Source organism: Spirochaetales bacterium (assembly GCA_016930085.1).
Classification (GTDB): domain Bacteria; phylum Spirochaetota; class Spirochaetia; order SZUA-6; family JAFGRV01; genus JAFGHO01.
In genome coordinates, this window is record JAFGHO010000014.1 from 22,858 (window position 1) to 44,636 (window position 21,779).

General features: G+C 47.0%; 24 protein-coding genes and 1 tRNA gene. 16 read left to right on the forward strand and 9 right to left on the reverse strand.

Going from position 1 to position 21,779, the window contains the following annotated elements:
- The first annotated feature begins 24 nt into the window (after positions 1-24).
- From ilvB to JW881_01945, 3 genes are all read left to right on the forward strand, one after another.
- Positions 25-1,758: a biosynthetic-type acetolactate synthase large subunit gene (gene ilvB / locus JW881_01935; GenBank protein MBN1696249.1), complete on the forward strand. Its 1,734-nt coding sequence runs from the start codon at positions 25-27 to the stop codon at positions 1,756-1,758.
- A 2-nt stretch (positions 1,759-1,760) separates the two neighbouring features.
- The gene (gene ilvN, locus JW881_01940) at positions 1,761-2,252 is read left to right on the forward strand and encodes an acetolactate synthase small subunit (protein ID MBN1696250.1); all 492 of its coding nucleotides are present in this window, start codon (positions 1,761-1,763) and stop codon (positions 2,250-2,252) included.
- An 85-nt stretch (positions 2,253-2,337) separates the two neighbouring features.
- A complete protein-coding gene (locus tag JW881_01945; protein MBN1696251.1) occupies positions 2,338-3,729 on the forward strand; it encodes a hypothetical protein in 1,392 nt (463 codons plus the stop codon).
- A 63-nt stretch (positions 3,730-3,792) separates the two neighbouring features.
- Here the strand turns inward: JW881_01945 and JW881_01950 are convergent, their stop codons facing one another.
- From JW881_01950 to icd, 3 genes are all read right to left on the reverse strand, one after another.
- Positions 3,793-4,068 (reverse strand): zinc ribbon domain-containing protein, encoded by a 276-nt coding sequence (locus JW881_01950; protein ID MBN1696252.1) that lies wholly within the window; start codon positions 4,066-4,068, stop codon positions 3,793-3,795.
- Positions 4,069-4,210: 142 nt separating this feature from the next.
- Entirely contained in the window at positions 4,211-4,759 is a 549-nt protein-coding gene (locus JW881_01955; protein ID MBN1696253.1) for a hypothetical protein, read from the reverse strand.
- Between the two features lie 2 nt (positions 4,760-4,761).
- Positions 4,762-5,973: an NADP-dependent isocitrate dehydrogenase gene (gene icd, locus JW881_01960; protein MBN1696254.1), complete on the reverse strand. Its 1,212-nt coding sequence runs from the start codon at positions 5,971-5,973 to the stop codon at positions 4,762-4,764.
- A gap of 207 nt (positions 5,974-6,180) precedes the next feature.
- On the opposite strand from icd, the gene JW881_01965 reads away from it, so the two are divergent.
- From JW881_01965 to JW881_01975, 3 genes are all read left to right on the forward strand, one after another.
- On the forward strand, positions 6,181-7,239 hold the full coding sequence (locus JW881_01965) for a hypothetical protein (GenBank protein MBN1696255.1): 1,059 nt from the start codon (positions 6,181-6,183) through the stop codon (positions 7,237-7,239).
- Positions 7,240-7,370: 131 nt separating this feature from the next.
- A complete protein-coding gene (locus JW881_01970) occupies positions 7,371-8,777 on the forward strand; it encodes an MBL fold metallo-hydrolase (GenBank protein MBN1696256.1) in 1,407 nt (468 codons plus the stop codon).
- A 1-nt stretch (position 8,778) separates the two neighbouring features.
- A complete protein-coding gene (locus JW881_01975; protein ID MBN1696257.1) occupies positions 8,779-9,540 on the forward strand; it encodes a hypothetical protein in 762 nt (253 codons plus the stop codon).
- A 104-nt stretch (positions 9,541-9,644) separates the two neighbouring features.
- Here JW881_01975 and JW881_01980 read toward each other — a convergent pair whose 3' ends face one another.
- Positions 9,645-10,154 (reverse strand): response regulator, encoded by a 510-nt coding sequence (locus JW881_01980; GenBank protein ID MBN1696258.1) that lies wholly within the window; start codon positions 10,152-10,154, stop codon positions 9,645-9,647.
- Between the two features lie 356 nt (positions 10,155-10,510).
- Here JW881_01980 and JW881_01985 point away from each other — a divergent pair, with 356 nt between their 5' ends.
- A complete protein-coding gene (locus tag JW881_01985) occupies positions 10,511-10,936 on the forward strand; it encodes a hypothetical protein (protein MBN1696259.1) in 426 nt (141 codons plus the stop codon).
- A gap of 46 nt (positions 10,937-10,982) precedes the next feature.
- Here JW881_01985 and JW881_01990 read toward each other — a convergent pair whose 3' ends face one another.
- The 5 genes from JW881_01990 to JW881_02010 form a co-directional block, all read right to left on the reverse strand.
- Entirely contained in the window at positions 10,983-11,711 is a 729-nt protein-coding gene (locus tag JW881_01990) for a transglycosylase domain-containing protein (protein MBN1696260.1), read from the reverse strand.
- 89 nt (positions 11,712-11,800) lie between these two features.
- Positions 11,801-12,562: a DUF1295 domain-containing protein gene (locus JW881_01995; GenBank protein MBN1696261.1), complete on the reverse strand. Its 762-nt coding sequence runs from the start codon at positions 12,560-12,562 to the stop codon at positions 11,801-11,803.
- 57 nt (positions 12,563-12,619) lie between these two features.
- Complete coding sequence (locus JW881_02000; protein MBN1696262.1) at positions 12,620-13,183, reverse strand: bifunctional (p)ppGpp synthetase/guanosine-3',5'-bis(diphosphate) 3'-pyrophosphohydrolase; 564 nt, start codon at positions 13,181-13,183, stop codon at positions 12,620-12,622.
- A gap of 96 nt (positions 13,184-13,279) precedes the next feature.
- Entirely contained in the window at positions 13,280-13,669 is a 390-nt protein-coding gene (locus JW881_02005) for a hypothetical protein (GenBank protein ID MBN1696263.1), read from the reverse strand.
- 175 nt (positions 13,670-13,844) lie between these two features.
- A tRNA-Arg gene (locus JW881_02010) sits at positions 13,845-13,918 on the reverse strand.
- A 216-nt stretch (positions 13,919-14,134) separates the two neighbouring features.
- Between JW881_02010 and JW881_02015 the strand changes: the two genes are divergently transcribed.
- The 9 genes from JW881_02015 to rseP all read left to right on the forward strand — a co-directional run bounded on the left by JW881_02015 (position 14,135) and on the right by rseP (position 21,772).
- Positions 14,135-14,383 carry a hypothetical protein gene (locus tag JW881_02015; protein ID MBN1696264.1) on the forward strand — a complete coding sequence of 83 codons (249 nt, stop codon included), beginning with the start codon at positions 14,135-14,137 and terminating at the stop codon, positions 14,381-14,383.
- 4 nt (positions 14,384-14,387) lie between these two features.
- Entirely contained in the window at positions 14,388-14,987 is a 600-nt protein-coding gene (gene maf, locus JW881_02020) for a septum formation protein Maf (protein ID MBN1696265.1), read from the forward strand.
- A gap of 92 nt (positions 14,988-15,079) precedes the next feature.
- Complete coding sequence (rpsB, locus tag JW881_02025; protein MBN1696266.1) at positions 15,080-16,123, forward strand: 30S ribosomal protein S2; 1,044 nt, start codon at positions 15,080-15,082, stop codon at positions 16,121-16,123.
- A gap of 10 nt (positions 16,124-16,133) precedes the next feature.
- The gene (tsf, locus tag JW881_02030) at positions 16,134-16,973 is read left to right on the forward strand and encodes a translation elongation factor Ts (protein MBN1696267.1); all 840 of its coding nucleotides are present in this window, start codon (positions 16,134-16,136) and stop codon (positions 16,971-16,973) included.
- A gap of 49 nt (positions 16,974-17,022) precedes the next feature.
- Positions 17,023-17,577, forward strand: coding sequence for a ribosome recycling factor (gene frr / locus JW881_02035; GenBank protein MBN1696268.1), 555 nt, complete (start codon positions 17,023-17,025; stop codon positions 17,575-17,577).
- Between the two features lie 26 nt (positions 17,578-17,603).
- On the forward strand, positions 17,604-18,338 hold the full coding sequence (uppS, locus tag JW881_02040) for a di-trans,poly-cis-decaprenylcistransferase (GenBank protein MBN1696269.1): 735 nt from the start codon (positions 17,604-17,606) through the stop codon (positions 18,336-18,338).
- The gene (locus JW881_02045; protein MBN1696270.1) at positions 18,335-19,180 is read left to right on the forward strand and encodes a phosphatidate cytidylyltransferase; all 846 of its coding nucleotides are present in this window, start codon (positions 18,335-18,337) and stop codon (positions 19,178-19,180) included. Before uppS ends, JW881_02045 begins: the two co-directional genes overlap by 4 nt.
- Positions 19,181-19,194: 14 nt before the next feature.
- The gene (locus JW881_02050; protein MBN1696271.1) at positions 19,195-20,361 is read left to right on the forward strand and encodes a 1-deoxy-D-xylulose-5-phosphate reductoisomerase; all 1,167 of its coding nucleotides are present in this window, start codon (positions 19,195-19,197) and stop codon (positions 20,359-20,361) included.
- A gap of 7 nt (positions 20,362-20,368) precedes the next feature.
- Positions 20,369-21,772: an RIP metalloprotease RseP gene (rseP, locus tag JW881_02055; GenBank protein ID MBN1696272.1), complete on the forward strand. Its 1,404-nt coding sequence runs from the start codon at positions 20,369-20,371 to the stop codon at positions 21,770-21,772.
- Positions 21,773-21,779: the final 7 nt, after the last annotated feature.

The following is a 21,779-nucleotide window of genomic DNA, read 5'->3' on the forward strand; positions in this document are numbered from 1 at the left end:
TTTATGGAGGCAAAGGAGGCAAAGATGAAAAAAACAGGTGCAAAACTCATTATCGAAGCGATGAAAAAGGAAGGGGTCGAGGTGATTTTCGGTTATCCGGGGGGATCGGTCATTCCCATCTTCGACGAACTCTATCATGAGCCATCGATTCATGTCGTTCTGACCCGTCACGAGCAGGGTGCCGTTCATGCCGCTGATGGTTATGCGAGGTCGACCGGGAAAACCGGCGTCTGCCTTGTCACGAGTGGTCCCGGGGCCACCAACACGATTACGGGACTGGCGACCGCGAATTTTGACTCTGTCCCTATCGTTCTTCTTACCGGTCAGGTAATCCGGCCGATGATCGGAAACGATGCGTTCCAGGAAGCGGACATGGTCGGTATATCACGTCCGGTGACAAAGCATAATTACCTGGTCAACGACAGGGCCCACCTCGGCCAGACCTTAAAAGAGGCGTTCTTTATCGCGAATTCGGGAAGACCCGGACCGGTCGTCGTCGATCTTCCGAAAGATGTGGTAAACGAACAGCTCGATGACGAGTATCCGGAGACCATTTCGATACGCGGCTATAATCCCGTTTATGTGGGCCATGCGGGTCAGATCAAGAAAATAGCGGAGGCGATCAAGGTTTCAAAAAAACCGGTATTTTATATCGGCGGAGGGATTCATATCTCGGGCGCGTCGGAGATATTCAGGAAAGTGGTCGAAAAAACGAAAATACCGACGATTTCGTCGTTGATGGGGATCGGGGCGATCCGGAGCGATCATCCCCTCTATCTTGGCATGGTCGGAATGCACGGCACATATGCATCGAATATGGCCATGACGGAGACCGATCTCATCATCGGAATCGGCACCAGATTCGATGACCGTGTGACCGGGGACCTCGGCAAGTTTGCGCCTCACGCGAAAATTATCCATATCGATATCGATCCGGCCACTATCGCGAGAAATGTCACGGTCGAAATTCCGATTGTCGGCGATGCGCGACAGGTCCTCGAAAAACTCATGCCGCTTCTTCATCCCGCGGATATCGACGAATGGCGGGAGATTGTTTCAGGCTGGAAAAAGGATTATCCGCTACCCGATGAAGAAGGAAAGGAAATCATGCCGCAGCGAGTCGTGAAGGAGATCAGCGAGATATTCCCTGAGGCGATCATTACCACGGAAGTCGGCCAGAACCAGATGTTTGCCGCTCTCTATTACAATTTCACGAAGCCCAGGACATTTCTCACTTCCGGCGGACTCGGGACAATGGGATATGGTTTTCCCGCCGCGATCGGGGCCCAGATGGGAAACAGGAATAAAAAGGTAATCGATATCGCCGGCGACGGTTCGATACAGATGAATATCCAGGAACTCGCGACCGCGGTCCAGGAAGGGCTTCCGGTTATTGTCGCCATTCTGAACAACGGTTACCTCGGGATGGTTCGGCAGTGGCAGCAGATTTTCAAGAATTCACGGTACGCAGCCACCTGTCTCATGAGAAGGCCCGAGTGCCCCTTTCATTGCGAAGGCAAAGCCGGTTCATGGTGTCATCTTTACACGGTCGATTTTGTCAAGTTGGCCGACGCGTACGGCGCCGTCGGCATGCGGGTGACGAAGCCGGAAGAGATAAAGCCGGCACTCGAAGAAGCCGGAAAATCCAAGGATAAACCGGTATTTATCGATTTTATCATCGCGAGGGAATCGAATGTGTTTCCGATGGTTCCACCCGGGGCCGGAATCAATGAGATGCTGTTAGGAAAGGAGAAATGAAAATGAAACACACATTTTATTTGCTTGTCGAAAACCATCAGGGCGTACTTGCCAGGATCGCAGGACTGTTTTCCGGAAGGGGATATAATCTCGAAAGCCTTACGGTGGGCGTGACGTCGGACCCTACCGTTTCGCGGATCACCCTCGTCTGTATCGGTGATGATATGATCATGGAGCAGATTAAAAAGCAGTTGAATAAAATAGTCGATGTCATCAAGGTCGTGGATATTACCTATCTCCCCTCCGTTAACAGGGAGCTTTCACTGATAAAAATCAATGCCAAATCATCGCAGCGGGGGGAGATTTTCCAGATAGCGGATGTATTCCGGGCAAAAATATTGGATGTGGGGCAAAGCACGATGATTCTGGAGATAACGGGGACGAGTGAAAAGATTGACGATTTTATCGCCCTCCTTTCTCCGTATACGATTATCGAACTTGCTCGAAGCGGTCTTGTTTCAATGGAGAGGGGTAAAAAGCTTAAAAAGGAGTAGATTTTTTCTTTGCAAAACGGGTTTATACTGATATAGTATATGCTTGATATTCGATACCAATTCATGTCCAAGGAGGAAAAGCAACATGTCGTCGAGAAATATATGCGGCTTATTACTTTTTGTTGCGGCAGTAACAGGTATGGTCTGCTGTGATACGGGGGGCGGAACGGAAACCGCCGCGATGACTGTCGTGGACGTGATTCCACAATATATTCCCAAGGCATTATTCGATACCTATATTCTGGGAAAAGGGGACGATAATGCGGATGTCGTGATTTCCGAGTATTATAAACTGAATGAAGCATTGCAGATGTATGTTGTTCCCGATGAAATCGTTACCATCGATCCGACCCTGAAAAAGGACGATCGAAACAAGATTGAAGCAAAGCAGAAGGATATTCTGGTAATTTTACGGACAGTCGGATTCACTCCCGTCTATAAAGAGCCGAAAGAAGGGGAGGTGATCGCCATGCTGAGTTGTTTCGAAAATGTCGTCTGCCTCAATAAGGATAATCCGAAGGTGGAGAAAACAAAGGATCCGGAAGGGAACCCCGTTGAAACCGAATGGTACAGGATCAGAACGGGAGAAGATACCGGCTATGTTCAAAAAGGCCATCTCATTTTCAAATCCGCAAAGGCCACGGATGCGGTGGTCATTGCCGATGCAAAGCTTCAAAGCGCCGGCTATTACAGGGAATGGTACAAGGATGAAGTGTTGAAGAAATGGTGGCGGATGTGGTCGGAAGTGGGTGACAAAGACCTGTACAGGGGAGAGGAAGTAAAGTGGCTTGGGTTCGTCTATAATGATACGAAGAACTATTATCAGGTAAAGAGGTTCAATGATGATATCGGGTGGGTAAGTGCCAGTATTATCGTGCCGGACGCGAACAAGGGAGTACTCCTTTCCGATGTCGACATTTATATGCAGCCGGATGATATGGATAAAAGCAGGATAAAAGATAAAAAATATAAAATGATGGATCTCCTCATCATCCTCGAACAACTCGCGGATAAAAACTGGCTCAAGGTGGTATATGATGATCTTGATAAGGAGTTTTATATCAACACCGGCGGTCTCAATATCATTTCACCTAATTCGACCGATATCGCGGTTGCATCCCGGCTTTATGACGATTATTACGGGAGTATGGAAATAATCGGCGCATTGAGGGAGAAATTACAGAACCAGTCGAGTTTCCCCCAAAAAGAATTAAAGGAAATTATGGACAAGGCGACGCAGCTCGAAGCCTACAAGAATGAAATCGAGGACGTCCTTGGAAACGACCGTTACAAAGACAATGCCTTTGCCTTTGAATTAAAAAAGCTTCTTGATGAAATCGAACTCCTGATTTCTGATATCGAATATTTGAGGCAGATATACAAACCTTCCGATGTCGATGAGAAGGCGGATACGAACGATGCAGGCGAAGGATCGCAGGGAGATACCGATGAGGTCATCGATGCCGTTGTCGAGTGAAAACTACCGGAGAATGAAACGCAATGCCCGGCGATAGATAACGGAGAGGGTATTGCGTTTCTTCTATGTTGCGGCCTTCGCTTTTTCCGTATCTGATTTTTTTTCCGGGTTCTTTTTTTGAGAGGAGTTGTTGTCTCCCGAGTCCGCTTGAAAGGACGATTTCTTGTAGTCTGTCGAATAAAAACCGCTTCCCTTAAAAATGATTCCCAAACCACTCCCGATAAGACGCCTGAGAGATCCTTTGCATTTCGGACAGACAGAGAGGGGTTCATCCTTGATGCTCTGGAATTTTTCAAATCTGAATCGGCATTCTTTACATTCGTATTCGTATGTCGGCATGTTACTCTCCTCGTTTTTATCGGTCATGATTGATAAACCGGATAAAGGAGAGTATATTAAATTTGTGCGATTATGGCAAGTATGGCACGGAATTCCCGTAACATAAAAACCGGAGGTCATGGATTCTGGGTGATAAAAGCCCTCACGTGCTTTTTTTGTTCGGTTTTCTCTTTTTACTGTAATGATAGAGAACAATAAACGAAAGGCCGAGTATAATGATGAGAACCGGCCACCACAGTGAGACGAATTCCTGAAAACTCAAACGCATGATATCAAGGCTGAAAAGAAAAAAGATACAGGAGAGGATAATGATACTTAAGGAAGGTATAATGATGGCGATCCGGAATTTCTCCTGTTTTTTTCTGAATGCATAGGGAATTAATGAAATTCCCGTTATCAGCATAAAGGCGGGCCATATTTTTACGAGATTTTTTTCAGGAATGACATTCATCAACAAAAAGAAAATACCGCTAAGAGAGAGAATCATGCCGATGATGATATAAACATCCCGCCTTTGCTGAAATATAACAAGGTAAATAAGAAGCATTCCGAATATGATGAGGGGAAGCGGCCAGAGTGCTTCGAATGAGGGTAAAAACCCCTGTGTCCACATAAGGAAAAGACTGCCGATAATAAACGTGACGACGCCGATAATGAGATATTTATTCGGGTATTTTGGTTCGTCTTTCATAATCACATGTTATCAATTATCTTGTCACCGAACCCGGAGGTGGAGACCGTTTCGGCGTCATCCATTAACCGGGCAAAATCATAGGTGACCTGTTTTTGGGAAATTGATTTTCGTACTCCTTTCTCTATGAGATCCGCAGCTTCTCGCCAGCCGATATAATCGAACATCATCTTTCCGGAGAGGATGATCGAACTCGGATTGACCATATTTTTTCCCGCGTATTTTGGCGCGGTTCCGTGTGTCGCCTCGAAAATGGCATAGCCGTTGTCGAAATTGATATTTGCACCGGGCGCTATTCCTATACCACCGACCTGTGCGGCAAGGGCGTCGGAAATATAATCACCGTTCAGGTTCATTGTCGCGATAACATCGAAATTCGTCGGCCGTGTAAGCACCTGTTGGAGAAAAATGTCGGCGATCGTATCCTGAATGAGAATTTTCCCTTCCGGAATCGTGTCGTCCCGAATTTCGTCCCAGGTGATCACTTTGCCGGCAAACTCCCGTTTTGCGCATTCATATCCCCAGTCACGAAAAGCCCCTTCCGTGTATTTCTGTATATTCCCCTTGTGAACAAAGGTAACGCTTTTCCTGCCGTATGAGCGTGCATAATCGATCGCCGCCCTGACAAGGCGTTCCGTCCCCGATCTGCTCATCGGTTTGATACCGATTCCCGAATCTTTCCTGATATCCCAATGTAATTCATTTTTCATGAATGCGAGCAATTTCCCGGCTTCTTCCGTTCCCTCCTTGACTTCGAACCCGGCATAGACATCTTCGGTGTTTTCCCGGAAAACAACCATATCAACGAGTTCGGGATGTTTTACCGGAGACGGAACCCCTTCGTAATAGGTGACGGGTCTCAGGCAGACATATAAATCAAGAACCTGCCTGAGGGTGACATTGAGACTCCTGAATCCTCCTCCCACCGGGGTCGTAAGGGGACCTTTTATACCGACCATATATTCCTTAAACGAATCGATTGTTTCCCGGGGAAGCCATTGATCCGTTTTCCGGTACGCGGCTTCTCCGGCAAGGACCTCCAGCCACCGGATCGATCGTTTGCCGCCGTATGCCTTTTCGATGGCAGCGTCAAAAACCCTCTCCGCCGCCGCCCAGATATCACCCCCGATGCCGTCCCCGCGGATAAATGGTATCGCCGGATTGTCGGGGACGATCAGGGAATCGTGTTTTTTCGAGATATGTGAACCATCCATATCACCTGTTCCCCGATAGATATCGCTTGTTTATCATACTCACGGTCATAACTACAACACAGATTCAATAAATAATCAAGGGATCGTAAAAAATTGTTTCATACAGATAAGGGAATATCCCCTCGAGGAGAGATACCGTACGGGAAAAGGCGGAATTACAGGACGAACAATTGAACAAGCCATCCGGTTTATGGTAAACTTGCGTTTATGAGGACGACAATACGAAGATTCATATCCCTCTGCACCGTCTTTTTTCTGATTATCGCGGCGGTGACCGGATGCGGAACGTACGACCCGTATTTCTTTACGGGAAACTATAAACAGGATAATGAACTCAAAAAACTCTTTTCATTACTTTATAAGGAAAAGGATGAAATCCGGTATGTCATCGTTAAGCAGATATCGCAAATACTCATGAAAAACAATGACAGAAACAAACAGATAATATTTCTCACGAATTATGTCGAAAGGAATCCTTTCGATCCTTATAATTCATATTATCTGCTTCTCGTGGCGGAATCATACGAAGACTCAGGAGCCCTTCCGTTTGCCATGCATTACTATAAAAGGATACTGAAAAATCATCCCGATCTTGTCGTGAATGGAAGTAATATTCATTTTCGCTGTATTACCAAGCTTCTTACCTATGGGGAGGATGCCGAATCGCGACTCGAATATTATAAAGAACTCTTGTCGCGCTTTGAAGACCAGGTCGATGACAAGGGGAAAATCTATTTTTCGCTTGCGAAGACCTATGAAGAGGTGGGAGAATGGTCCCAGGCAATCCAGACATATGAAAAGTTTCTCAAGCAGCCCCACACCAGAATACCCGGTCTCGAAGATGTGTATAAAGATATCGAAAAGAAAATAGATTTTTACAATTCGGATTACAGAAACTGGACTGTCGAAGATCTTGATTTTCTTGTCGATGAAATTAAAAACGCGATTGCGACAAAGAATGCCCGTAAACTCGAACGATACAAGGCCAAGGTGAACTTTTTTGCCATGAATTGGGAACAAAAAAATTACGATGAAACACGGGCTCGATATTTTAATCTCGCCACATTTCTCTATTCGTCGGATGTCAGGGTCGATACTCAACTCGATATCGACTCCAATTCAAATGAAGCATATTTGAGGACGACGCACTGGTCGTATATGGTAACCACCTGGTTTTTTTATTTTAGACGGGTGGATTTTCCAACAGATCCTGAAATCGACGGCCGCTGGGAATGGGCTGGAATTTATTTTGGTGAAAAAATGTAAGTGAAAAATATCGGTCTCACGGGAAAACCGTTCAGGGATTTTAAAAATAGTATGTATGATATGGTTTTCACGGTCTGTTTTTTTTATACTGTAATCATGCGGATTAACGAAGAGGAGAGGAGAGATAAGTCATGAAGATACAATTTTTTGGTGCGGTAAGAACGGTAACCGGTTCACAACATATGCTTCGGATTAATGGGAAGAATATACTCCTTGATTGCGGTCTCGTTCAGGGACACCGGATGGAAAGTTACAGGCGAAATATAGACCTCCCGTTTGCTGCAGAGGAAGTCGATCTCTGCATACTTTCCCATGCCCATATCGACCACAGCGGCAATCTTCCCAATCTCGTAAAAAACGGATTCAGGGGCGATATCGTCTGTACGTATGCCACGCGCGATCTTTGTATGTTGATGCTCAAGGACAGTGCACATATACAGGAATCAGATATCGAATATGTCAATAAAGAGCGTGAAAAAAACGGTGAAGAGCTTTTGACCCCCATATATACAACGGAAGACGCGATTGAAAGTCTGAAATATTTCCTCGCCCTTGCGTATAACCGGCCGAGGGAAATCATGCCCGGGGTGACCCTAACCTTTTTTGATGCAGGACATATTCTCGGTTCTGCGATCGTCGTCCTCGATATCGAGGACAGGGAGGAAAAAAAAGATGTGCGGCTTGTTTTTTCAGGCGATCTCGGCCGGCCGGACAGGCCTATTCTCCGCGATCCGACGGTCATAGAAAAAGCCGATGTCCTTATTATGGAAAGTACCTACGGCGACAGGGAGCATGAAGCGGGGGATATCGCAAGTGAAAAACTGGAATCGATCATCAATTCGACATGCAAAAACGGCGGTAAAGTTATTGTTCCCGCTTTTGCCGTCGGCCGTACCCAGGAACTGGTTTATTCGCTTCGCGAACTGGTGCGGCAGAAAAAGATCTCCGGCAGGCTTCCGGTCTATGTGGACAGTCCCCTTGCGATCGATACAACGGGTATTTACCGCCTTCACCCCGAGGCATTCGACGACGAGGCTTATCAGGTCCTTATCGACGACAGACAGGGCGATCCATTCGGATTCGAGATGATGCATTACACACGAACCGTCGCCGAATCAAAAACACTCAACCGGCTTGAGGAGCCGGCCGTGATAATCAGCGCAAGCGGCATGGCCGAGGCCGGAAGAATACTCCATCACCTGAAGAATAATGTGGAAGATCCCGCAAACACCATTCTTATCGTCGGCTGGCAGGCTCCGTATACTCTCGGGAAACGTCTGGTCGAACGGGAACCCGAAGTGAGAATACTCGGCAGAGAATACTCTCTCAAGGCCCGTGTCGAGAAAATAAACGGATTCAGTGCTCATGCCGACAGGAAGGAGATGCTGGCATGGGTCGACGGGTTCAGGCAGCTGCCGGCTGAAACATATATCGTTCACGGCGATGAGGATGCGTCACTGGCGTTTGCCGAGAGTCTTCGCGGGCACGGCATGAAAAAAGTGGTTGTCCCCCATATCGGTGATACGGTGACGATTTAATATGGCCGAGAAGGGAGTTTTTGAGGAGACTTTTCGTGTCCGTTTTTTTGAAAGCGACAATGAGCGGTACCTGTCGTTTGTTTCGTTGAGTCATTATATCCTCGAGGCGGCAAATAACCATGCCCGTCTCCTTTCACTCGATATTCCGACCCTCTTGAAAAGGGGGCTTACATGGATGCTCGCCCGTTTTCACGTACAGATTACAAGGTATCCTCATGCCGGGGAAGAACTGACAATTCAGACCTGGCCGTCGGGGGTAAAAAAGCTTTTTGCCTTGAGGAATTTTCTTTTTTTAAGCGAACAAAAGGAGGTTGTCGGCAGGGCATACAGTGCCTGGCTGGCGATCGATCTCGTTTCCCGCAGGCCGGTCCCTTCGCTTCCACTTGTCCGGGATATCATTATCGGCGGGGATAGAGACGGGGATCGCCTGAAAAAACTCGATGCCGTTCATGGGTCGTGCCGGAAAACCTCGTTCCGCATAAATCACAGTGATACCGATATCAACGGCCATGTCAACAGCGTGAGTTATATCAGGTGGATTATCGATTCGCTGCCGGTGTATTTGAGAGAAAACCGGGTCATCGAATTCTTCGATATTAATTATGTCGGGGAAGCCCGTTACGGAGAAGATGTTGTCTGCAAGACAGGCGGGGACGAAGGCAATACGGATGAATACCGACTCACCCTCACGCATTCGGTTGTCGACAGTGATGATACAAAGGAGTTCGTCCGGGCCGTGTCGTGCTGGAAACAGGCGTCATGAGGTTTCCCGGGCCTGTCTATCGGGTTTATAACAAAATGATATATATCGACGTTTTGTCGCAGGGGAATGTGCGGAATAAAAAAGGCGGGTTGCCCGGTAGATTATTATAGAGGTTTTATCAGCCTCCTTTTTTTGACTACGACCTTTTTTTTGATTTTGGGCGCCGCGCGCAACGGCATATCGGTTTTTGTCAGTCCCGAGAATCCCCAGAAATGTTCGATACAGCGGGCAAGCTCCTTGATATCCGCTTTTTTGACAATATAACCGTTGACCAGATATTTATATGCTTTATGAATATCGCCTTCATCCTCCGATGAGGTAAGGATGGCGACAGGGATGTTTTTTAATGATGTGTCCGAACGGATATCTTTCAACACTTCATGACCGTCTTTTTTGGGAAGCATAAGGTCCAACAGGATAAAATCCGGCCTCGGTGAATTGAAGTATTTTCCCTCTTTTCGTAAAAAGGCGAGCGCTTCAACGCCATCCTTGACCACACTCATATTATTTGGAATACGGCTTTCTTTCAACGCTTCGATGGTAAGGCGAATATCACCGGGGCTATCTTCGACAAGCAAGATTTCAACCAGTTTTTGCTTGGGAGACCTCCTCATGTCCTGTCTCCTTTCCTTTTTTAAATTTACCTTCCGATTTTTGGCTTCCTCCGTACTTATAAAAGAAAACGCCTTTTATAAGTAAATTTCCTTACTAACTTCATTTATTTTACTTACATACCGGTACCAAATTATACCATAGGGCATTTTGAAATGCAAGAAAAAAAATTAGGAGGTTTCTTCTACGTTATCGTATTCGTGATGCACCGTGTGATGGCGGTCGTGTATTGTATGACAGTCGCATAAACCGGGAACAACGATGTACGAATATCAAAGAGAAATATTGACTTCGCCGGTTATTCGACCTACACTATTATATAATAATATAGAAAAAAACTGCGGCAGGAGGTGAAATAATGTCAAGGCACCGGGTAACGTTTTTTATCGTCATTGGTACGATTCTACTGTTTTCAACCTGTCTTTCATTGGAACCGCCGGAAAAAGAATATTTTACCACCCTTGAAGTCGAGAATAATTCTCCTTATGAAATACAGCACCTCTATGCGAAGCTCGGCGGGGAGAGTGGCTGGGGGCCCGATCTTCTCAAAGGCAGGACGATCCTTCCCGGCAATCGGGTATCCGTGAATATACCGGGCGGCGAGTTCGATCTGAAGGCCGATATTTTTGTCGGCAATCAGCTTGTCAATGTAAAAGAGTCCCTGAAGATTGTTCTGGGGAAAACATACTCATGGACGATTTCCCAGGATATCTGGCTTGGTCAGGGCGTTTCGTACGAATATCTGAATACGTATGAATATCTCGATACATACGGATACATGTAACATCGATCCTCCCCTTTCGTGGAAGCTCGAAGCGGCATGTATCGGATTATTCAATGACACGTATCTGTGATTTGAAACGCGGGGGGGCTTTTTTCATCTCTTCAAAAAATACCTCAATCGCATCGTGACGGGCTTTCATCATTGTATCGGCAACCACCGTTTCCGGCGCATAATCGAGCGGATTGGCCAGGAGAGTGAGGAGGATGACTTTTTCCTCCTCTGTTAAATCATGAACGTCGTTATGGAAATGGAAAAAAGCGGCATCGGCAATGCCATAGCAATTGCCGCCCCACTCGGCGTAATTGAAATATAGTTCGAGAATTCGCTCTTTTGTTAATATGAGTTCCATCTCGAGGGCGAGCAATAGTTCGCAGTACTTGCGGAAATAATTTTTATCGGGATTGAGAAAGAGGGTTCGTGAAAGCTGCTGAGTGATGGTGCTTCCCCCATAAGCAAGATATCCCAGCCGCCTGTTTATTTCCATCGCCCTTTTGATCGATCCGATATCGATACCGGAATGCCGGAAAAAATGATAATCTTCGATAAATATGAGTGCGCTTACCATATCGATGGGAATTTCGTTGAGGGGCATGAACGCTGGGGGCTTGAGTGTGTACCCATGCTGATTTCTGCGGAAATGCATGATGGCTGTTGTTTTCGGATTATCGGCAATATATGAGTGAATATAAGTGAATGCGACAATAAAAAACGAACAATGCAGCATCACGATCACGCTGAGTGCCGTTTTGGCAATGTGTAATACCTTTCTCGTCATCCGTCCGTCCCGTATACAGGCATGAGTTTTACCCCGGCTGCCGGCGGTCGATACTAAAACGCGCAATCATCGTTCATTGCCTGTCTGCGCTAAAGAAGAAAGGGAATAATAGCCTTTCTTTCCCGAGGGTAATCGGGAAACGTTTTTCTGTACCATCGGTGGTGGCTGAGCGCCCTCGGCAGAAGATTGGCGGCGGTAAATAAAGCGAAAACCATACCGGGCACAGACCACGTCAAAACCGCCCATCCGGTCCATTCGATGATTTCACCAAAATAATTCGGGCAGGAAATATAACGATAACAACCTCCAAAAGGGACCCGATAGCCGTTATCGCGGCCGTTTTTTAATTCTCTGAGTATCTTGTCAGAATGGAGATGAATGGCAAATCCCGCCATGAAAACGATCGATCCGATAATACAACGGATATCGAGGAGCCAGGAAACGGGATAAGGCGGAGATATGACAAACAGATAATAACCGTTTATATAGCCGTTTAAGATATTAAAGAAGAAACCCATGAAAACGATGAGAATCGGGAAATTTTTTTTATTCCGTGCAAGCAGAAAAGGATACACCAGTGCCCGGTGAACATAATGAGCCTGCCACAGTAATAGAAAGAAAACGGAGATGATATGTGTATAGCCTTTTCCCGCCGCAAAGAAGGCAAGCATCAGAAGAAAAGCGGGTGATTCCATGATAATCCAGGCGATTCGTGAGTGTATCACGGCGCCCCAGCCGGGTCTGTAGTGTCTTCCGTAGGGCGCTGAAATGACAAGAAGCAGTATACAGACAACGGCAGCCGAACCGGTTTCGATATATAGAAAAATGTGGTAGACGGTATCACATGTCATAGGGTTCCTCCTCACGTCATTGTCAACGACCATTTCATAAAAAGACCTCCCCCGAGATTATACGGTCGGAACGAAAAAACTTTTGACCTCCCGGATGAACACCGCCGCCATTGGAAACGGGGAAATCCCCTTCATCCTTTCCTCAAAAACTGAAGCGAGACTGGTGTAATACCATGCCTGTTTTTCCCGGGGCCGATTGAATCGTCGCCAGAGTTCTTCCCCCGCAGTCAGAAAATCTTTTTTCATCGACCTTAGGTTGTCGAGTTTATCCGCACAGGCAACCGCGAGAACATCGGCCTCCGCGGACCTGAGGTTTTCCAGTGTTTCCGTTTTGCGGTTTTCCCATGATGATGCCTTGTTTTTTTCCGATACGTTCTCCACCAGTAATGCGATCCTTTTATTGAAGGTGTTTTCGATCTCTTCGACGGTTACCATCGTATCTTCGAGCGTATCATGAAGGAATCCGGCGATCACCAGGTCTATCGGATAATTGTATTCGATGAGCAGCCTGCCGACATTCAAGGGATGAAATATATAGGGGAGCATCGATCCTTTTCTGAATTGCCCATGATGTGCTTTTACCGCGAATTTGACGGCATCGAACAGGGCGTTTTTTTCCATTACCATAACTCCTTGTTACAACTGAAATATCTTTTTTTGGCTTTCCGGTTGAATATCCCGATGCTTTCCAATTAGATGCGGATATACGCCCCCTCGTTATGTTTCTTTTTCCTTCTTTACCCTCATGAGTTCTTCGAAGGTCGGGACGTAATCGGGGTTTTTCATTCGCTGTTTGAGTTGCTCGAGTTCATCTTTTTTTTCCTGTTTTTCTTCCGCGATTTCGGCCTGCTGTTCCCTGTAATTGAGTTTTTCCATGAGTTCGTCAAGGGCGTCTTCGATTTTTTTGCCGCCGTAATACGGCTTTAAAGCCTGAGCGATCTCGATTGCGATCGATTCACGCTGGTCCTTGTCTTCGAGGTGCCAGACAGAATAGAGTGATTTTTCGAAGAGTTCATGGATGTCTCCAATGGGCGGTCTCACCGCCGGGATTCCCTTGTTTCTCAGGTATTTGTTTATTTTATCGAGCATATTCTCAATTCTGCCCACTTTATCCTCCTTTTCCGATATCGGCGCAATATCGAATTGGCTTCGATACAGTATGCGATGCGATCAATTCCTTCACTATTGTTATATTGTATTTTATGGCGGAATTCAAGTTTTTTGACTGCAATTAAGGTTGCAAGGCAACCTCGAATGAGGAAAACGGGGATAATTTGTACGACGAGCAATGCAGGATTTGAACCTGCGACCTCTGGCTCCGGAGGCCAGCGCTCTATCCAGCTGAGCTAATTGCCCTTGTTTAATATAAGAAAACGACTCATTAGCATAAAAAAACGACTTCCCCAAAAAGCTGCGCCTTTGGAAGCTGATTTTCACTATGCCGCAATATTATTGAAGAAAGAGAAAAATGTCAAGGATCATTACTCCGGATTTTTTACAGACGGCATGCACACGGATATGCCCCTTGCAATAATGCCCGGCTTTCGTGTAAAAGTATGGAGGGAGTCGTCGATGAAACTGACCGTGAAAAACAAGACACTTTTTCTTCTTTTTCTTGTTCTCGGGCTTCTTATTGGAAGCATCGCGTGGGAGGTGCTCGAACGGATTATTCATCTCATGCCGGGATTATCGGATTTCAGCCTTACCATGAATGAACCGCTGACGCTTTTTGATTTCTATGTTCTCGCTGTCTCGTTCAGGGGAAATCCCGGAACTATTCTCGGCTCGATAGCCGGTATTATCCTGTTTTTCACGATATAGACCGATGGAAAGGATTATTCTTGCGTCCGGGTCATCGCGAAGAAAGGAAATTCTCCGTCGGCTTCATATTCCCTTCAGGGTTATAAAGCCCGCGTTTGACGAAAAATCGGTGATCGCCCGCACAATCGAAGAAATTGCCGGCAGTTGCGCTGAAAAAAAAGTCGAAAATGTGGCTCGCAGACTTCCGACGCGAAAGAGAAAATGGGTGCTTGGTGTCGATACCCTTATCGAATTGGAAAAAGAGATAATCGGTAAACCCAAAAATCGTCATGAAGCCGCGTCTATCCTGAAAAGGCTTTCGGGAAAGATACACAGGGTGGTTTCGGGTATTGCCCTTCTCGCCTCAAATGAGTATCCTGTTGCTGTACGGGTTGTAACGAGTGCCGTAAAGTTCAAACTGCTTTCGGACATCGAGATACAATTCTATATCAAAACCGGAGAATGGCAGGGTGTTGCCGGTGCCTACCGAATCCAGGAGCGGGGAGCTTTCTTTGTCGAATGGATAAACGGCTCATATAGCAACATAGTGGGGTTGCCAATATCCGATTTTTATGACATGCTCAGAGAAAATAATTATTCCTTCTCGTTGAGACAGGGTAATTAAATTTTTCCGGGATAATATTATTATTATACATATGATTCCGGAAATTTAAGGATTCGAAAGAATTCCTGATTTTAATAATTTGGAGGCGACATTTGGCAGTTGTAACAATGAAAAACCTTTTGGAATCGGGTGTCCATTTCGGCCATCAGACAAAACGATGGGACCCCAGGATGAAAAAGTACATTTTTGCAGAAAGAAACGGAATCCACATTATCGATCTTCAGAAAACCATCGCTGCAATCAAGGAAGCGTATCAGGTGGTAAGGCAGAATGTACTCGAAGGGAAATCCGTACTTTTTGTGGGAACGAAAAAACAGGCCCAGCAAGCCATAGAACGGGAAGCAAAACGATGCGGGATGTTCTATATCACCAACAGGTGGCTGGGGGGGATGCTCACCAATTTTCTCACAATCAAGAAATCCCTTCTCCGGTTGAAAAAGATCGAGAAAATGGAAATCGACGGGACATTCGGTAGTCTCACGAAAAAGGAAATCTCGCGCTTTCAGAAAGAAAAACAGCGACTCGAGAAAAACCTGAACGGCATCAAGGAAATGAAAGATCTTCCGGGTATCCTCTTTATTATCGATACCAGGAAGGAAGCGATCGCGATCGCCGAAGCACGGCGGCTTGGTATTCCCATTATTGCAATCGTGGATACCAATTGTAATCCGATCGGTATCGATTATCCCATTCCCGGCAATGACGACGCCATACGGGCGATCACCCTCTTTACCCAGATTATCGCGAATGCGGTGATCGAAGCGGAAAACGAGGTCGGTCTTGAAGTAATCGAAACCCTTCAGGAAGAAAAAGAAGAAGGGGAAGATGAAGAGTTCGCGTCGCTTATTGAAAAGCAGGGTTTTATCCCGGACAAGGATGCGGATTCGGAAACGGAAAATGGTGAGGAAAAAACCGAAACCGACAATGTCGAAAAAGCGGCTGTCGGCGCGAGTATCGGAACATCGGAAGAAGACGACGACCAGGCGGTTTTCACCGATATGGATTACTCCAATTATGAAGGAGAGGATGATCACAAAAAAGAGGTTAAAAACGAAACCGCGGAAGAGATTGAAGAACCCATTGTCAACAAAATAGACAAGAATCAGCTCGATGACGACAAACTTTACGAGGAATAGGAGAAAGAACGTGGAAATTAAAGCTCAGGATGTAAAAAATCTCAGGGAAGCAACCGGTGCCGGAATGATGGATTGTAAAAAGGCATTGGTTACCTCGAACGGCGATTTCAAAAAGGCTGAAAAATATCTGAAGGAACAGGGTCTTGCCGCTGCGCAAAAAAGGGCCCACAGGGCGACAAATGAAGGAAGAATTTTTTCACGTGTTTCACCGGATATGGGAATCCTTCTGGAACTCTCATGTGAAACGGATTTTGTCGCAAAGAACAAGGATTTTATCGCACTTGGAGAAAAACTCGTAGCGATCATCAACGATAAAAAATTGACGGCCCCCTCGGACGAACTCGAAGCATGTGTGAAAGATGTCATAGCAGTGATCAAGGAGAACCTTGTTCTCAGGCGCTTTGAGGTTTTAAAAGCAGGGCAGGATGAACTGCTGGTTCAGTATATTCACGGTGAAGGTAGAATCGGGGTTATCGTCAAGCTGAAAGTATCGGAGCCGGCCCTGAAGGAAAACGAAAAAGTAAAGCAGACCGCTTTTGATCTGGCGCTTCATGTTGCGGCTTTTGCCCCCCTCTATCTTTCCGCAGGAAATGTGGAGGAGGAATACATGAAAGAACAGGAAGAGATATTCATGAAACAGGCGGAAAAAACGGGAAAACCCGAAAATGTTCTCAAAGGTATTGTCAAGGGAAAAATGAACAAGCATCTTGCAGATATCTGTCTTTTAGACCAGGCGTTCGTCAAGGACGAGAAAAAAAATGTAGCATCTGTTCTGAAAGATCTCGGCAAGGAAGTCGGCGGTAATATCGAAATCACGGATTATCTCTACTTCAAAATCGGCTCGGAATGATATAATCAACATCACAGACATTCATTGTCTTTGACAGAGGAGGAGACACATGGAAAAAGTCAAGCATACTGCGGAAGACAAAATGAAAAAAGCAGTTCATGCGCTTGGGGAGGAGTTCAATAACATACGCACCGGTCGCGCTTCTGCGGCCCTGTTTGAGAAGATCAAGGTCGATTATTATGAACAGAAAGTGCCGCTTAACCAGGTGGCAACGATTTCGGTTCCCGAAGCCCGTCTGGTCGTCATTCAGCCGTGGGACCGGTCGGTTCTTTCCGAAATTGAAAAGGCGATTCTCAAATCCGAACTATCGGTGAATCCGAACAATGACGGCAAGGTTATCAGGATCAATATTCCCCCTCTGACGGAAGAACGCCGCAAGGAACTGGTCAAGCTGGCGAAAAACATCGCGGAACAAAGCAGGGTTTCGATTCGAAATATCAGGCGGGACGCAAATGAAGATCTTAAAAAGATGCAGAAATCATCGGAAATCAGTGAAGATTCATCGAAAAGAGGATTGGACGAGATACAGAAGCTGACGGACAAATACATCAAGGACATCAATGATCTGCTGGAAAAAAAAGAGAAGGAAATTCTTGAAGTTTAGACGGTGAAAGAGTCACCCACGCATCGATGAAAGAAAAAACGTTACTCGATCACACGCGGCTGCCGCTTCATATCGGTGTTATCATGGATGGCAACGGGAGATGGGCAAGGCAGAGAAAAAAACGACGGACATTCGGGCATAAGGAAGGCTTAAAGGCCGCAAAGCGGGTAGTCCGGGCGGCCGCGGATATCGGTATACAATGTATTACTCTTTATGCATTTTCAACCGAGAACTGGAAGAGAACGCAGCAGGAAGTAACCTTCCTCATGCGGCTCGTAAAAAACCATCTTCGAAATGAGCTTGATTTTTACCGGGAGCACCGGATCAGGGTCATTTACTCAGGCGATATTCCGGGGCTTCCGGGATATGTTGCCGACGAGCTTAAAGGGGCTGCGGAAGATACTAGAGCATTCGGGGGACTTATCGTCAACCTCGCCGTCAATTACGGTGGGCAGTATGAGATCGTGCGGGCCTGCAACCGCTGGCTTCAAAACGCCTCCCGCGATTCAATCCCGGGTGAGATCCCCGTGCTGACGGCGGGCGATCTGGAAGCGCATCTGGATAATCCGCAATTGCCGCCTATTGACCTTGTGATTCGTACCGGCGGTGAACGGCGGCTGAGCAATTTTTTTATCTGGGAAACCGCGTACGCGGAGTTGTATTTCGATTCGAAACTCTGGCCCGATTGGGACGGGAATGACCTGATTGACGCCATTTTAGATTTTCAAAAAAGAGAAAGAAGATTCGGCAATATAAAATGAACAAATTTATTTTTCGCGTATTACTGGCAATCATTATTTTCCCGCTTCTTTATCTTTTTATTTTTGTCATCACCGGGTTTCATTTTGTCGCGCTCGTTCTGTTTATTCTCGCTTTTGTCGTTGTCGGGGCGTTCGAGGTGCGGAACTTTTTCGATAAGGCGCATATTCCCACATTCAAATACAGCGCCCCGATTCTCTCGGTAACAATCCCGCTTGTCACCTATTTCGAGGTTTTTTTTCTTACCGGCTATGATGCTCTTACCTACAAGTGGCTTATCATTGTCCTTGCGGCCATGTTTATAAGAACTATTTTTACCGTGCGTAAAAAAAATATGAACAGCATCATCCCCCTTGCCATATCCTCTTCGTTTATCCTTATCTATCCGGGACTCTTCATGACCTATATGATTCGCCTGCTTGCTTTCAGGAATTCGAGCTGTGTTTTTCTGTTTTTTTTAAGCCTGGTATTCAGCAATGAGATCATCTCTTATCTATGCGGAAAGTTTTTCGGCCAGTCCACAAAACTCAATCTCGCGATAAGCCCGAACAAAACGCTGGTGGGTTTTATATCGGGATTTGTCGGTTCTATCGCGACCGCGGTTGTTTTCTATTTTCTTGTGCCGGACTTGTTTTCCGCGGATCTTTTCAACGTTATGCTTTTCGGCAGTCTGATCGGACTGACCACCATTTTCGGCGATCTTTTCGAATCCGCCATGAAACGATCGGCAAATCTCAAGGATTCCGGATTTATCATGATGGGGAGGGGCGGTATCCTCGATACCGTGGATTCCTTCCTTCTGAGCGCGCCGGTTTTTTACCTTATATATCCGCTTATCTCATAGTGATCAGGGCACCAATGCAGAAGCAATCGGAGAATAAAAAGGTCGTGATTCTCGGCAGCACCGGCTCTATCGGAGAGAACACGCTCGATGTGATCCGATGCGACAGGCACTCGTTTCATGTTGCGGGGCTGTCCTGCCACACGAACATCAGCCGGATCTTCGGGCAGGCGAAAGAGTTCGGGGCCGCGGCCGTTGCGGTCACCGGACAGTCCGGGCCGGATGCTTCCGGTGACGGGCGTCCGTGGACGATCTACCGGGGTGAAGACGGCTTGAGAGAAATGCTGGTCCGGCTTGAGCCGGATATCGTCGTGAACGGGATTGCCGGTGCAAACGGTCTTATCCCTTCCATTCATGCGATCTCCTGTGGGGCGGATCTCGCGCTTGCAAACAAGGAAACGATCGTTATGGGGGGGCCGCTCGTATTCAATCTTGCGAGGGGAAAGGGCTCCCGAATCATTCCGGTTGATTCCGAACATTCTGCCCTTTTCCAGCTGTTGGCCGGCATACCGGAAAACAGGGTATCTGAAATCGTCATTACGGCCTCGGGGGGGGCTTTCCGCGACCTTCCCGTCTCCCGCCTTTCCGATGTGACGGTGAGGGATGCGCTCAAACATCCGACGTGGAATATGGGAAAGAAAATCACCATCGATTCGGCAACTATGGGAAACAAGGGGCTCGAGATCATCGAGGCGCATTACCTTTTCGGCATGCCTGTTGAAAAAATCAAGGTGGTGATACATCCCCAGAGTCTGGTCCATTCCCTTGTGAGAACGGTCGACGGCTGTCTTTTTGCCCAGATAAGCAAACCCGATATGCGGATGCCGATCCACTACGCCCTTCATTATCCGGATGTCGCGGCATCCGGTTTCGGAACACTCGATCTCGCCGGCAGCGAATTCACGTTCTTGCCGGTCGACGAAAATAAATACCCCATGCTTTTCCTTGCCTATCGGGCCGTCAAAGCGGGCATGCCTTATCCCGTTGTATACAATGCGGCAAACGAGGAGGCCGTGGAAGCGTTTTTCGGGGGCGCTATCCGGTTTACCGCGATTTCCGTTATTGTGGAGAAGACGCTTGATCTTGTATGGGAAAATATAGTAGGTTCTATAGAAGGAATCATGGAAACAGACAAACGGGCACGGACGTGCGCACGTGAAATCATTGCAGAAACAGACAGGTAGGGGTTGTATGGATTTGCTTTTAATTATCATTTTCGGTGTTTTCGGACTCAGTTTCATTATTTTCATTCATGAACTGGGCCATTTTATTGCCGCCAAAATCAGCGGGGTCGGGGTCGAAACATTCTCGATCGGGTTCGGAAAAAAACTGGTCGGATTTACCCGCAAGGGGACAACCTACCAGCTTTCGATGATTCTTCTCGGCGGTTACTGCAAACTCAAAGGAGAAATGTTCAAGCCCGATTTTACCGAAGAAGATTTTCAACAGGCAAAAGAAGAGGAGGGGTCTTTCATGGCCGCTTCCACCCCGCGCAAGATATTTATCGTCATTGCGGGCCCCCTGGCAAATATTCTCTGCGCGATTCTTTTATTTTCGTTCATTTCCATGGCCGGAACGGATATTCATACGACGATCCCGAAGATCGTTCTCTTTTCCGAATATCCTGCGGGAACCGAAACTCCCGTTATGGCCGCGGCCTCAGCCGGTCTCAAAACAGGGGACGTCGTCTCTGAAATCGATAACAAAAAAGTCGGCACCTATGCGGATATTCAGCGGATTGTTCTGGCCGGCGAAGGCAGGACGATGACCTTCGAGGTCACGAGGGAGGGGAGTGATGCCGTCTTGTTTATTCCGGTTACCCCCGAAACGAATGAAGAGTCGGGGAGACCGATGATCGGTATCTGGGGGTGGTACGATCCCGTTATCGGATTCCTCCGGCACGGAGGGCCGGCGGCCGGGGCGGGACTCAAATCCGGCGACCGGATTATCAGTGTCAACGGGACAACGATTCCTCACGGCGCTGCGCTGCGTACTCTATTGAGCGGCCGGCCGGAAACACTCGCTGTTGCGTATGAGCGGGACGGGGAGGTCTTCAATACAGCCGTCACGCCCGAATATAACGAGGCGATTCAACCGGAATCCGCATCCTTTTTTATCGCCGCCCTTGGAATCGATTTCAAGGGAGTGGTCATTCATACGCCGCCTGTCGATCCCGCAACGGCGTTCGTGCAGGGCGTGGGCAAGACGGTGTATGTTTTTTCCGTGATCGTCAAGGCGGTCGAGACGATCGCGACAAAAGGCGTCCGGAATATCACGGATCTCTTTGCGGGACCGGTCCGTATCACCGAGACAATCGGCCAGCAGGCGGTTTCGGGATTCAGTGTGGGAATCGGGGACGGAATAAAAAGCTTTTTGGAGTTTATCTGCGCCATCAGCATTTTGCTGGGGTTGATGAACCTCCTTCCCATTCCCGTTGTGGACGGCGGACAGGTGGTGCTCGCCGTTATCATGAGGATTAAAAAGAAATTGACATCGAGATTTGTCTACCGGTACCAATATGTGGGTATTGTGATTATCGTTCTTCTCACCATACTCGCCTTTTCCAGTGACTTTTTATATTATTTTAGAGTCTGATCCTTGC

Excerpts from the sequence above, each read along its gene's own strand:
- ilvB (MBN1696249.1), top strand. The coding sequence starts at position 25 with ATGAAAAAAACAGGTGCAAAACTCATTATCGAAGCGATGAAAAAGGAA.
- ilvN (MBN1696250.1), top strand. The coding sequence starts at position 1,761 with ATGAAACACACATTTTATTTGCTTGTCGAAAACCATCAGGGCGTACTT.
- JW881_01945 (MBN1696251.1), top strand. The coding sequence starts at position 2,338 with ATGTCGTCGAGAAATATATGCGGCTTATTACTTTTTGTTGCGGCAGTA.
- JW881_01950 (MBN1696252.1), bottom strand. The coding sequence starts at position 4,068 with ATGCCGACATACGAATACGAATGTAAAGAATGCCGATTCAGATTTGAA.
- JW881_01955 (MBN1696253.1), bottom strand. The coding sequence starts at position 4,759 with ATGAAAGACGAACCAAAATACCCGAATAAATATCTCATTATCGGCGTC.
- icd (MBN1696254.1), bottom strand. The coding sequence starts at position 5,973 with ATGGATGGTTCACATATCTCGAAAAAACACGATTCCCTGATCGTCCCC.
- JW881_01965 (MBN1696255.1), top strand. The coding sequence starts at position 6,181 with ATGAGGACGACAATACGAAGATTCATATCCCTCTGCACCGTCTTTTTT.
- JW881_01970 (MBN1696256.1), top strand. The coding sequence starts at position 7,371 with ATGAAGATACAATTTTTTGGTGCGGTAAGAACGGTAACCGGTTCACAA.
- JW881_01975 (MBN1696257.1), top strand. The coding sequence starts at position 8,779 with ATGGCCGAGAAGGGAGTTTTTGAGGAGACTTTTCGTGTCCGTTTTTTT.
- JW881_01980 (MBN1696258.1), bottom strand. The coding sequence starts at position 10,154 with ATGAGGAGGTCTCCCAAGCAAAAACTGGTTGAAATCTTGCTTGTCGAA.
- JW881_01985 (MBN1696259.1), top strand. The coding sequence starts at position 10,511 with ATGTCAAGGCACCGGGTAACGTTTTTTATCGTCATTGGTACGATTCTA.
- JW881_01990 (MBN1696260.1), bottom strand. The coding sequence starts at position 11,711 with ATGACGAGAAAGGTATTACACATTGCCAAAACGGCACTCAGCGTGATC.
- JW881_01995 (MBN1696261.1), bottom strand. The coding sequence starts at position 12,562 with ATGACATGTGATACCGTCTACCACATTTTTCTATATATCGAAACCGGT.
- JW881_02000 (MBN1696262.1), bottom strand. The coding sequence starts at position 13,183 with ATGGAAAAAAACGCCCTGTTCGATGCCGTCAAATTCGCGGTAAAAGCA.
- JW881_02015 (MBN1696264.1), top strand. The coding sequence starts at position 14,135 with ATGAAACTGACCGTGAAAAACAAGACACTTTTTCTTCTTTTTCTTGTT.
- maf (MBN1696265.1), top strand. The coding sequence starts at position 14,388 with ATGGAAAGGATTATTCTTGCGTCCGGGTCATCGCGAAGAAAGGAAATT.
- frr (MBN1696268.1), top strand. The coding sequence starts at position 17,023 with ATGGAAAAAGTCAAGCATACTGCGGAAGACAAAATGAAAAAAGCAGTT.
- uppS (MBN1696269.1), top strand. The coding sequence starts at position 17,604 with ATGAAAGAAAAAACGTTACTCGATCACACGCGGCTGCCGCTTCATATC.
- JW881_02045 (MBN1696270.1), top strand. The coding sequence starts at position 18,335 with ATGAACAAATTTATTTTTCGCGTATTACTGGCAATCATTATTTTCCCG.
- JW881_02050 (MBN1696271.1), top strand. The coding sequence starts at position 19,195 with ATGCAGAAGCAATCGGAGAATAAAAAGGTCGTGATTCTCGGCAGCACC.
- rseP (MBN1696272.1), top strand. The coding sequence starts at position 20,369 with ATGGATTTGCTTTTAATTATCATTTTCGGTGTTTTCGGACTCAGTTTC.